Consider the following 11,397-nt stretch of genomic DNA (forward strand, 5'->3'; position numbering starts at 1 on the left):
AGAACCTCGAGGGCAGCATCACGAGTGCGATCGACCAGCTGGCCACCGCCGAGGGCTTCCTGCCGCACGGCCACCGCCTCGACGTCTTCGGCCTCTGCAGCTCCTGCCGGTAGCGGCAGCCTTCCGGCTGGCGCGGCCTAGACCGTCTCGGTGTCCTCGGCGACGACGACGGGGGCGCGGACCGGCAGCGAGGAGAAGACGTCCGGCGGCTCCCGCCACGGGTCGACGGCGCCCTCACGGGCAGCGGCGAGCGCCCTCCAGACCCGTTCCGGGGTCATCGGCAGGTCGATGTGGCGGACGCCGAGGTGGGCCACGGCGTCGATGACCGCGTTCTGGACGGCGGGGGTGGCGCCGACGGTCGCCGACTCGCCGATGCCCTTCGCGCCGAGAGGGTTGTAGGGGGTCGGGGTCTCGGTGTTCGACGCCTCGAAGGAGCAGAACTCCGCCGCCGAGGGCAGGCAGTAGGTGGCGAAGCTCGTCGTCTCCGGGTTGCCCTCGCCGTCGTAGACGACCATCTCGTACAGCGCCTGGGAGACGCCCTGGGCGATGCCGCCGTGCTGCTGGCCGGTGACGAGGAGGGGGCTCACGATCCGCCCCGCGTCGTCCACCGCGACGTGGCGGAGGGCGCGCACGAAGCCGGTCTCGGTGTCGACCTCGACGACGGAGAGATGCGCACCGAAGGGGAAGGTGGCGCCCGGTGCGGAGAAGTCGGCGCTCGCCTCGAGACGCCGCCCCCGCTGCTCGGCCTCCGCGGCGAGGGCCCCCCAGCCGAGCGCCCGCGCCGGGATGCCGGCGACACCGACCGTGCCGTCGTCGGTGACGACGACGTCCGCGGCGTCGGCCTCGAGCAGCTCGGCGGCGAGCTCGCGACCGAGGTCGACGACCGAGTCCGCGGCCTGCTGCACCGCCGCGCCCCCGAGCTGCAGAGAGCGCGAGCCCCCCGTGCCCCCGCCGCGCGGGACCTCGGCGGTGTCGGCCTGGACGTAGCGGATCTTCTCCATCGCGACACCGAGGCGGTCGGCGACGATCATCGAGAAGGCGGTGGCGTGGCCCTGGCCGCTCGCCGCCGTGCCGGCGCGGATCGTCACCGCGCCGTCGGGGTGGACCTCCACCGCGCCGAACTCCCCGCCGGGGCCTCCCGCCGTGACCTCCACGTAGACGCTGAGGCCGATGCCGAGCTGCAGCCGCTCCCCCGCCTCCCGGCGGCGAGCCTGCTCGGCGCGCAGCTGCACGTAGCCGGCGACCTCGAGCGCCCGCTCGAGGGGCAGGGCAAAGTCGCCGACGTCGTAGAGCACCCCGGTGCGGGTCCGGTACGGGAAGGCCTCCTTTGCGATGAGGTTCCGTCGTCGCAGCTCGGCGGGGTCGATCCCGAGCTCTGAAGCGCCGAGGTCCATCAACCGCTCGAGGAAGGCCGCCGCTTCGGGACGCCCCGCGCCCCGGAAGGCCCCGACCGGCGAGGTGTTCGTCATCGCCGCGACCACGTCGACGTGGATCTTCGGGATCTCGTAGACCCCCTGCACCATCGATCGGGTCGAGCCCTCCGCCAGCCCCCCGCCGAAGCCGGCGTAGGCGCCGGCGTCGCCGATGAAGGCGGCGCGCAGTCCGACGATCTTGCCGTCGGCGTCGAAGCCCATCTCCCCGTACTGCACCTGGCTGCGACCGTGCATGCCGACGAGGTTCTCCGTGCGGCTCTCCGACCAGCGCAGCGTGCGGCCGAGGCGGCGGGCCGCGGCGATCACCGCCGCGTAGTCCGAGAGGAGGCCGACCTTGCCGCCGAAGGCCCCGCCGACGTTGGGGGTGATGACGCGGATCTCCTCGGGCGGCAGGTCGAAGAGCCGCTTCACCCCGTCGCGCAGGCGGTGCGGCATCTGCGTCGCGACGTGGATGGTGAGCGCGGGGTGCTCGCCGGGGACGACGGCGATCGCGTTCCCCTCCATCGGTGCGACCGCGACGCGCTGGTTCTCGAGGCGCGCCCGCACCACGACGGCGGCACCGACGAGCGGGTCCTCCCCCACCTCCTGCAGCCCCGCCGCGGCGTTCGAGCCGAGCGCCTCGAACTGCACCGGCGCGCCCGGGAGGAGGGCACTGTCGAGATCGGTGACCGCCTCGAGCGGCTCGTACTCGACGACCACCGCCTCGCAGGCATCGAGCGCCTGGGCGAGGCTCTCGGCGACGACGAGCACGACGGCCTCGCCGACGAAGCGCACCTTGTCGGTCGCGAGCGCGCGCCGCTCGACCTGCTCGTTGAGGGAGCGAAAGGGCGGAGGGACGGCCCCGATGCCGAGGTCGGCCTCGCGGAACAGGCCGACGACGCCGGGCATCGCCCGCGCCGCCTCGACCTCCACGGCGCTCACCCGCGCGTGCGCGTACGGGGAACGGACGAAGGCGCAGTGCAGCGCGCCCGCGAGGGGGAGGTCGCCGACGTAGTGGCCGACGCCGACGAGCAGTTCGGGGTCCTCCACGCGCCGCACGACGTTGCCGAGAATCGAACCGGGCATCTCATTCCTCCCGGAGCGAAGCTACCGCGCCGACGAGGGCCGAGGGCCGCCCGCTGGCCGACGGCGCACCTCGCGCGCCGCCGCCCTGTTGACCGCCCTCCGAGGGCCCCGCTACCCCGCCCGCTGCACCACCGGGGGATGCGCCGCGAGGCCGTTCAGCGCGACGAAGGCGAGGAGGTCCGCCTCGCAGAGCGGCTTCGCGAAGACGAAGCCCTGGAGGTCGAAGCCGGAGTCCACCATCTTGCGGCGGATCGTCTCGTCCTCGACGCCCTCGGCGACCGCCTGCAGGCCGAGGCGGTGCGCCAGCTCGCGCACGGTGCGCACGATCGCGTCGTCGGCGAGGGAGAAAGGCGAGCGCAGGACGAAGCCCTGGTCGCACTTCAGCTCGTCCAAGGGGAGCTGTGGGAGCACCGACAGCGAGGTGTAGCCCGTCCCGAAGTCGTCGATCGAGATCCGCACCCCGACATCGTGCAGCGGCCGCAGCAGGCTCACCGCGAGGAGCAGGTCGGCCGCCTCGGAGGTCTCGGTGACCTCGACGGCGAGCGCGCTCGGGGGCAGGCCGCGGCGGGAGAGCTCGGCGAGGATCCACTCCGGGAAGTCCTCGCGGGTGAGGGTCTTCGCGGAGAAGTTCACCGAGACGGGGAGCTCGACGCCCCGCGCGCGCCACCGGAGCTGGGCGTCGAGCGCCTCGGTGAGGACCCAGTCGGTGATCCGGTCGATGAGTCCCGTCCACTCCGCGAGGCGGATGAAGCGCGCCGGCGAGACGGAGCCGAGGACCGGGTCCCGCCAGCGCAGCGACGCCTCGACCGCGGCCGTCCGCCCCGAGCGCGCGTCGATCTGCGGTTGGTAGGCGAGGGTGAGGTCGCCGCGCCCCGGGGCGCCGCCGAGCGCGGCGAGGAGCGTGAGATCCTCCGCGGTCATGGCCTCGTGCTCGTGCTCGCCGAGGAAGACGTCGGTGCGGCTGCGCGTCGCCGCCGTGCGCGCGCCGAGGGCGGCCCGACGGATGAGGTCGGCGATCTCGTCGCCGTCGTCGGGGTAGCGCGCGAGGCCGACGTGGGGGCGGAGGTTGATCTCCACGCCGGAGGCGTCGAAGCTGCCCCGCGAGATCGCCTCGGCCAGGGTGCGGGCCAGGGTGCGCGCCTCCTCGACGCTCTCCGCCCCGCCGGTCGCCGTGTCGAGGCCCTTGGCCAGCACGAGCTGGTCGCCATCGAGGCGGCCGATCACCGTCCCGCTCGGGAGCACTTGGCCGAGGTGCTCGACGGCGCGGCGGAGGAGCTCGACGGCGACCCGGTGGCCGAGGGCCTCCCGCGCCTCGTTGATCCCCTCGAGGAGGATGGCGGCGATCACGAAGCGCTCGTGGCGGTCGGGACCGAGGAAGTGCTGGGCGAGGCCGACCCCGTTCGGGAGGCCGGTGTCGGGGTCGATCGCGCCCTGACGATGGTTCTCGCGGACGAGGAAGGCCACGCTGCCCGCGGCGATCGTCCCGACGAGCAGCACGACGAGGGCGACGAGCAGCGCCGCGGCGAAGCCGTCGGCGGGGACGAGCGCCCCGAACAGCGCGAGCGAGCCGACCGCGGCGAAGCCGAGCATCGTCTTCCCGTCGAGGAAGAAGGCGTTCGTCACCCAGAACGGGATGAGGAAGGCCACGAAGGCGAAGGCCACCGGCCGCCCCTGCTCGGCGAGGACGAGCAGCACGGCCGCCGCGTTGCCCGCGGCGGAGAGCACCTTGAAGGCGCCGAGGTTCACCTCGCGCACCTTCAGCTGCCAGTACCAGGCAACCGCCGTGAGGCCGCAGACCACGCCGGCGAGCACGACGAAGGCTCCCGAGAGGCCGAAGGGGAACGCGAGCAGCGGGAAGAGGAGCGTGCCGAGCGCGTGGAGGATGCGCAGCACCGAGAGCGGGCTCAGGAGCTCGAGGGGCGCCCCGAGCGCGAACCAGGAGCGGGTCTTCGGGAAGAGGTGGTTCTTCACCGGCGCGTCGGAGGGGAGCCGCGCGCTCGTGATCGAATGGCCCCCCTCGCCGGGGAGCGCCGACCACCCGCGCCAGCCCTCACCGGGCGTCCAGGCAGAACCCATCGGCTGTGTTACGGCACGATCGCCCCGGAATTCCAGTGCGCAGGCCCTGCTCGCGGGCGCCGGTCCGCCCTTCCCGTGCGGGTGCGGGCACCGGCCCGGAAGGTATCGCGGCGTTACGATGCGGCCGTGCGCGTCGTCATCACCGGGGGGACGGGCTTCCTCGGGAGCGTCCTCGCACGGCGTCTGCTCGAGCGGGGCTCCCTCACCTCCCCCGCGGGGAGCCGGCAGCCGGTCGAGGAGATCGTCCTCGTCGACGCCGCCGCGCCGGCGGCCCCGACGGCGTGGCCCGCCTCGGTGACGACCGTAATCGGCGACGTCGCCGATCGGGGGCTCCTCTCGTCGGTCGTCGATCGCGACGACGTCTCGGTCTTCCACCTCGCGTCGGTCGTGAGCGCCGGAGCCGAAGCGGACTTCGACGGGGCGCTGCGGGTCAACCTCGACGGCTGCCTCGCCGTCCTCGAGGCCTGCCGCGCCCGAGAGAGCGCGCCGCGCGTCGTGTTCACCTCGAGCATCGCAGCCTTCGGCGGCGCCGCGGTGCGCAGCGTCGTGTCGGACTCGAGCAAGCTCACCCCCGAGACCACCTACGGGACGACCAAGGCGATCTGTGAGCTGCTCGTGAACGACTACACGCGCAAGGGCTTCATCGACGGCCGCTCCGCCCGGCTGCCGACGGTCGTCGTCCGCCCCGGGCGGCCGAACGCCGCCGCCTCCTCGTGGGTCAGCGGGATCCTCCGCGAGCCCCTGAATGGTGAGGCGAGCACCCTCCCCGTCGAGGCCGCGACGGGCGTCCCGATCAGCGGCTACCGGACGATCGTCGAGAACCTCGTCCGCCTGCACGAGCTCGACGGGGCGGCACTCGGCAGCGACCGCGCGCTCAACCTGCCGGCACTCAACGTCACCGCCGGCGGGATGCTGGAGTCGCTGCGCCGTGCCGCTAACCGGCCGCTGGGCCCGGTTGCGGTCGCCCCCGACCCGGCCGTCGTCTCCTTCTTCTCCCGCTGGGCGCAGTGGTCGGACTTCGAGCGCGCCCTCGGCCTCGGCCTCGCGGTGGACGCTGACCTCGAGACGGTGATCGGCGAGTACCTCGAGGACTTCCTCGGCGGGCGCCGGGGGGAGTGACCCGCCGGCTCGGCAGCTTCCTTGGCCTCCCCGCCGTGCGCCGGGGCACGCGGCGGCTCCTCGGCGGAGGGTGCGGCTTGGGCGGCGCGGCGATCCTCCTCGCCGCGGCGCTCGCGGCCTGCGGAGGCCCCGGCAAGACGGCGGCGCCGGAGGTGCGGGTCGTCACCGCGACCCTCGACGACCTCTCCTGTCCGAACGCCGCGAGCTGCACGGCCGTCGGCTCCTTCCTCCCCGTCGACACCGACGCGACCTCCGGTGACCCCGACGGCGACGGCGACGCCTCGCACGCCCTGGTCGAGTCCTTCGACGGCAGGCGCTGGCGCGTCGCCGCGACCCCGAGGCTGCGGCGCGGCGGTGGGATCCTCTCTGGCGTCTCCTGCGCCGCGGCGGGGAGCTGCGTCGCCGTTGGCTACGACCAGGCGAACGTCGCCGACAGCGACGACGAGAGCGCGCCGCCGCGTTCGCCGGTCGCCTTCGCGCTGCGCGCCGGCCGCTGGTCGGCGATGACCCTCCCCGCAGTGGCGCGCAACAGCGTGCTCTTGGGCGTGGCCTGCGCGGCGCCCACCTGGTGTCTTGCCGTCGGCTACTCGGCGAGCGCGGTGTCGGCCGACCGCTTCCTCGAGCGCCCGCTCGTCGAGGAGCTGAGGGGCGGCCGCTGGCGGGTCGCCGCCGCGCTGCTGCCCGCGGGCGGGAGCGTCGGTCTCACCGCCGTCGCGTGCGCCTCCGAGGCGGCCTGCGTCGCGGTCGGCACGACGGCGCCCGCGGCCACACCGACCGCCACCCGGCCGCTGCTCGAGCAACTCGAGGGCGCGGCCTGGCGGGCCCCGCCCCTCCCGCCCGCGGCGCGCGCGCGGGGGCTCCTCGACGCCGTGACCTGCCCCGCCGCTCGGAGCTGCATCGCCGCGGGCGACGTGGCCACCGGCCACTCCGCCGGCTCGGCGCTCGTCGTTCGCGACGGGGCGGCCGGCTGGGTCGCCGACGCGCCCGTGCTCGCGGAGCCGGGGCAGAACACGCTCACGGCGGTCGCCTGTGCGAGCGCGGCGCGCTGTCTCGTCACGGGCCTCACGGCGCGCTCGGAGGTCGACCGGCCGCGCCTGCTCGTCGCCGCGCTCGGCACCGCTGGCTGGCAGGAGGTCGACACCGCTGAGAGCAACGGCTACGTGGAGCGGCTCGCCTGCGCCGCCGCGGCGGAGTGCCTGCTCGTCGGCAACGACGGGGCGAGGACCTTCAACGCGGAGCTCAGCGACGCCGGCTTCCAGCCCCTCGTCGCACCCGTGCCGTAACTAGCGCCCTTCGGGAGGCTCGTCGACCTCGCGCCGCAGCGTCACCGACGAGCGCTCGGGGTGGTCGGGGTCGAGGCGGAGCTCGAGGAGCCGGTCCTCCGGCTCACCGGGGGCAGGCGCCACCGCGGCCGGCTTCTCGCGCCCTCCGTAGAGGACCTGGTCGACGGCGACCATCGCCTGCCCGAGGGCCTGGCCGACACCGGAGCGGACGACCTTGTTGGTGACCGTGGGGAGCGGAGGGGAGGGCTCGGGGGGGTCCTCCACGTCGGTCGTCATCAGCCAATCGATCCACTGCTCGCTCGTCCAGTCGTCGGCGTCGCCCGGCGGCTGCGGGGCGGGGGCCGGGTCGTCCATGTGCGAGACCGTACCGAGCGCGCGCCGCGGCCCGTGCCGCGGCCTCAGCCCGCCGCGCTCCCGCCCGCTCGGGCGCGCGCCGGGAGGCGGTCGAAGTAGCGGGAGAGGATGTAGCTCGGCACCGCGGCGACGGCGATGATCACGAGCGCGAAGGGGGCGGCCTGGCCGTAGGAGAGGTTCTGCTGATAGGCCCAGAACTGCGTGGCGAGGGTCTCGCTGCCCGTCGGGATGAGGATCAGCGTCGCCGTGAGCTCGGTCACCACCGACAAGAAGACGAGGCAGAAGGCGGCCCCGATCCCGGGCATCACGAGCGGGAGCGTCACCCGGCGGAGCACGGCGAGGCGGCCGACGCCGAGCGAGGCGGCGACCTCCTCGAGGCGCGGCGGGGCCTGCGCCACCGAGGCGCGCACGCCGACGAGGGCGAGCGGGAAGAACGAGATCGCGTAGGCGAGCACCAGCAGTGGCGTCGACTGGTAGAGGAAGCTGTTCGCGTAGTGCACGGAGAAGTACGAGATCGCGAGCGCCGTCACGAGGCCGGGGATGGCGAGGACGAAGAAGGTCGCCTTCTCGAGCACCAGGCGCAGGCGGTTGGGGTGGCGGACCGCGAGGAGCGCGACGGGGAGCGACATCAAGGTCGCGAGCAGCGCTGCGGCGGCGGCGTAGAAGGCGGTGTGCAGGCCCGCCGAGCCGAGCGAGGCGCCCTGCAGGGCGTGCGCTCCCCCTTCGAAGATCCAGTACACCGAGGAGCCCACCGGGACGCCGAGGGCGGCGACGACGAGCGCCGTGAAGGCGAAGAGGACCGGGGCGGTGGCCCGGCCGAGGCGCTGCGGGGCGACCACCCGCTGCACCCCGGGACCGCTCCGGGCGACAGACTGCTTGCCGCGCGCGAGGCCCTCGCCGAACAGCACGAACAGGCTCAACAGCACGAGGACGAGGGAGAGCGCGCAGGCGAGCGGCGCGTTGAAGCCGATCGAGAATTCGGTGAAGATCTCGGTCGTGAAGGTGTTGTAGCCGAGGATCTCGAAGGCCCCGTACTCGGCGAGGATCACCAGCGCGACGAGCAGGCAGCCGCCGAGGATCCCTCGTCGGGCCTGGCCGAGGGTGATGCGTAGAAATACCGAGAGCCGTCCCGCGCCGAGGCTGCGGGCGATCTCCTCCTGGCCGGGGTCGGCGCCGCGCAAGCTCGCCGCGACCGGCAGGTAGACGAGCGGGTAGACCGCGAGCGTCATCACGAGGACCGCGCCGCGGAAGCCCTCGACGACGCTCCACAGCGAGTTCCACCCGAAGCTCACGACGAAGTCGGGGATCGCGAAGGGCACGACCAGGAGGACCCCGAAGAGGCGCCGCCCCGGCAGGTTTGTCCGCTCCACCCCGTAGGCCGCGAGCGTCCCGACGACGGCGCACAACAGGGTCACCACGACGACGAGGCGCACCGTGTTCCACAACAGCGTGAGCGTGAGCGAGCGGCCGATCAGCCGGGCGATCTCGCTCACGCCGCTCCCCGCCGCCTCGATGAGGAGGAAGACGAGCGGCAGCGAGAGGGCCGCGGCGACGAGCAGGCTGAGGGCGAGCACGAGTCGGGGGCGGGGTGCCGGCCGCGCCCCCGCGACGGCGTCGTCGAGTACCTCGAGCGGGTCGGGGAGCGAGGTCACCGGGCTCGGGATGCTCGTCATGCCGACCGCATCATCGCGAAACGCACGCGGCGAGCGCCTCCGCAGTGGTCACAGCAGCTGGACCTGCTTCAAGAGGGCGATCGCGGTCGCCCCCGTGCCGAGCTCGGCGAGGTTGATCGGGTTGGGGTGCAGCGCCTCGAAGGGCGTCTCGGGCCAGGCGATCTTCACCCCGGAGCCGATCGGGTACTCGTAGCTGATGGAGTGGGCGATGATCCCCTGCCCCTTGGCCGAGACGAGGAAGGCGAGGAACTTCTCGGCCGCCGCCTGGTGCTTGCTCGCCTTCAGCACCGCCGCTCCCGAGACGTCGAGGACGTAGCCGGGGTCGTCGTTCGCGAGGTAGACGATCTTCGAGTGCAGCCTCGCATCCCCGATCTCGGCGCCGAGGCGCCACCAGTAGTACTGATTGATGAGCGCGAAGGCCGCCTGCCCGCGGTTCACCTGGTTGGCGAGGGTCTCGTTGTCGGGGTAGTCGTGGCTCGCCCCGTTGCGCTTCACCCCTTCCAGCCAGCTGAGGGTCCTGGCCCTCCCGTAGGCGTGCAGCATCGACGTGACGATCGGTTGGAAGTCGGTCTCGCCGGGCGCGATCGCGAGCTTGCCCTGGTACCTCGGGTCGGCGAGGTCGATGGCACGCTTCGGGAGCTGCGCGGCGCTGATCATCGCAGGGTTGTAGATGAGCACGCTGACACGCGCCGAGACGCCGACCCAGTCGCCCTGCGGGGAGTCGAAGCGGCTCGCCACCTTGGCGAGCGTCGAGGGGTCGACCGCCGAGAGCAACCCCTTTTGCTGGAGGTACTCGAGGGGTGGGGTGTTCTCGGTGAAAAAGACGTCTGCCGGCGTTCGCCGGCCCTCGGTGACGAGCTCGTCGGCGAAGGTGTCCTCGTCGTTGCTCCGCACCTTGACGGTGATCCCGCTCTCCTGCTGGAAGGCCTGCGCGAGGGCATCGGTGGTCTGCTGGTGCTGCCCGCTGTAGAGGGTGAGGGTGACCGACCCTGACTTGCCCGTCCCCGCCCCCGTACTCCCGCACCCGGCGAGGATCAGCGCCGTGACGACGAGCGCGACGAGCGCTCCCGCTCGCGGCCCGCGCCGCGGGAGGCGCGCTCCCGCTCTCGCCTCAGCCGTTCGCCGCATCGCTCTCCCTTGCCTCTGCCTCGGTCCTCTGCGGGGCGCCTCCGCAGCACGCCAGCGCCCCGCGAGAAGATGTTCCTGTCCACTCGCCGCCCCAAGTATTCGGAGTCAACGGAACTTTTAATCAAGTATGCCTGATATTTACTTTCCACTCTCCCTAAAAGTAAAATGGCGCCGCTCGTGCCCCCCCCGGCGCGTGCCCAGCGCCCCGCCGCGTCGCCCTCGCGCTCGGTTGCTGGGCACTGCTGCTGGTGGCGACCGTCCAATCGGCGCCGGCGACTGCGGCGCCTCCGTTCTCGGTGGTCGTCGAGCCGTCCGCGGGCCTCAGCCCGATCCACGCGCTGCTCGCCGGAGCGCACCGCAGCCTCGACCTCACGATGTACGAGCTCGTCGACCCGGTGAGCGAGCGCCTCCTCGCCACCGACGCAGCCCGCGGGGTGCGAGTGCGGGTGCTCCTCGACCGCACCGATGAGGAGCGGCGCAACGCGGCCGCCTTCTCCTACCTCGCCGCGCACGCCGTCGCGGTGCGCTGGGCGAGCGACCGCTACACCCGCACCCACGAGAAGGCGGCGGTCATCGACGGCACGACGGCGCTCGTGATGACGCTCAACCTCGTCACCGCCGACTATGCCGGCACGCGGGACTTCGCGCTCGCCGACCACCTCCCCGTCGACGTCTCGGCCATCGAGTCGGTCTTCTCCGCGGACTGGCAGGGCGCGGCGACACCCACCCCGACCGGGAGCGACCTCGTCTGGAGCCCGGGAGCCGAGGCGCCCCTCGTCGCGCTGATCGACGGGGCGCGCCGGCAGCTGCTCGTCGAGAACGAGGAGATGGACGACCCCTACATCACCCGCCCCCTCGAACAGGCGGCCCGCCGCGGTGTCGACGTCGAGATCGTGATGACCGAGGACAGCGAGTGGGCGACGGCCTTCGACGCGCTCGCCGCGGCCGGCGCGCACGTCCGCACCTACGCCGAGTCCGCGCCGCTCTACATCCACGCCAAGGCGATCGTCGCCGACCCCGGCGGTGCCGGGGCGCGGGCCTTCGTCGGCTCGCAGAACTTCTCGATCGCCTCGCTCGTCTACAACCGCGAGCTCGGGGTGGAGACCTCGTCGGGGGCCGTCGTGGCGCCGCTCGCCGGCGCGCTCGCGGCGGACTTCGCCGGTGCCCGCCCCTGGGCGGTGAGCCCGAGATGACGATCGCCGCTCTCCACGCGTCCGGTCCCGCGGCGCCGCCAGGCGCGCGCTGAGCGGGGGGTTCTCCGTTCCG

Annotated in this window: 8 protein-coding genes; 3 read left to right on the forward strand and 5 right to left on the reverse strand. The window is 73.5% G+C overall.

The window, feature by feature from the left end:
* Positions 1-137: 137 nt before the first annotated feature.
* Both VNF07_13265 and VNF07_13270 read right to left on the reverse strand, forming a co-directional pair.
* Positions 138-2,498, reverse strand: coding sequence for a xanthine dehydrogenase family protein molybdopterin-binding subunit (locus VNF07_13265; protein ID HVB07207.1), 2,361 nt, complete (start codon positions 2,496-2,498; stop codon positions 138-140).
* Between the two features lie 111 nt (positions 2,499-2,609).
* Positions 2,610-4,574: a GGDEF domain-containing phosphodiesterase gene (locus VNF07_13270; GenBank protein ID HVB07208.1), complete on the reverse strand. Its 1,965-nt coding sequence runs from the start codon at positions 4,572-4,574 to the stop codon at positions 2,610-2,612.
* A gap of 126 nt (positions 4,575-4,700) precedes the next feature.
* Here VNF07_13270 and denD point away from each other — a divergent pair, with 126 nt between their 5' ends.
* Together denD and VNF07_13280 are read left to right on the forward strand one after the other, a co-directional pair.
* A complete protein-coding gene (denD, locus tag VNF07_13275) occupies positions 4,701-5,693 on the forward strand; it encodes a D-erythronate dehydrogenase (GenBank protein HVB07209.1) in 993 nt (330 codons plus the stop codon).
* Between the two features lie 77 nt (positions 5,694-5,770).
* On the forward strand, positions 5,771-6,976 hold the full coding sequence (locus tag VNF07_13280; protein ID HVB07210.1) for a hypothetical protein: 1,206 nt from the start codon (positions 5,771-5,773) through the stop codon (positions 6,974-6,976).
* Here VNF07_13280 and VNF07_13285 read toward each other — a convergent pair whose 3' ends face one another.
* The 3 genes from VNF07_13285 to VNF07_13295 are packed head-to-tail and all read right to left on the reverse strand — an operon-like array spanning position 6,977 to position 10,131.
* Positions 6,977-7,330 (reverse strand): hypothetical protein, encoded by a 354-nt coding sequence (locus tag VNF07_13285; protein HVB07211.1) that lies wholly within the window; start codon positions 7,328-7,330, stop codon positions 6,977-6,979.
* Positions 7,331-7,374: 44 nt separating this feature from the next.
* Entirely contained in the window at positions 7,375-9,003 is a 1,629-nt protein-coding gene (locus VNF07_13290; protein ID HVB07212.1) for an iron ABC transporter permease, read from the reverse strand.
* Between the two features lie 48 nt (positions 9,004-9,051).
* Complete coding sequence (locus tag VNF07_13295; GenBank protein ID HVB07213.1) at positions 9,052-10,131, reverse strand: extracellular solute-binding protein; 1,080 nt, start codon at positions 10,129-10,131, stop codon at positions 9,052-9,054.
* Positions 10,132-10,379: 248 nt separating this feature from the next.
* Here VNF07_13295 and VNF07_13300 point away from each other — a divergent pair, with 248 nt between their 5' ends.
* Complete coding sequence (locus tag VNF07_13300; protein ID HVB07214.1) at positions 10,380-11,324, forward strand: phospholipase D-like domain-containing protein; 945 nt, start codon at positions 10,380-10,382, stop codon at positions 11,322-11,324.
* Positions 11,325-11,397: the final 73 nt, after the last annotated feature.

Source organism: Acidimicrobiales bacterium (assembly GCA_035533595.1).
Taxonomy (GTDB): domain Bacteria; phylum Actinomycetota; class Acidimicrobiia; order Acidimicrobiales; family Bog-793; genus DATLTN01.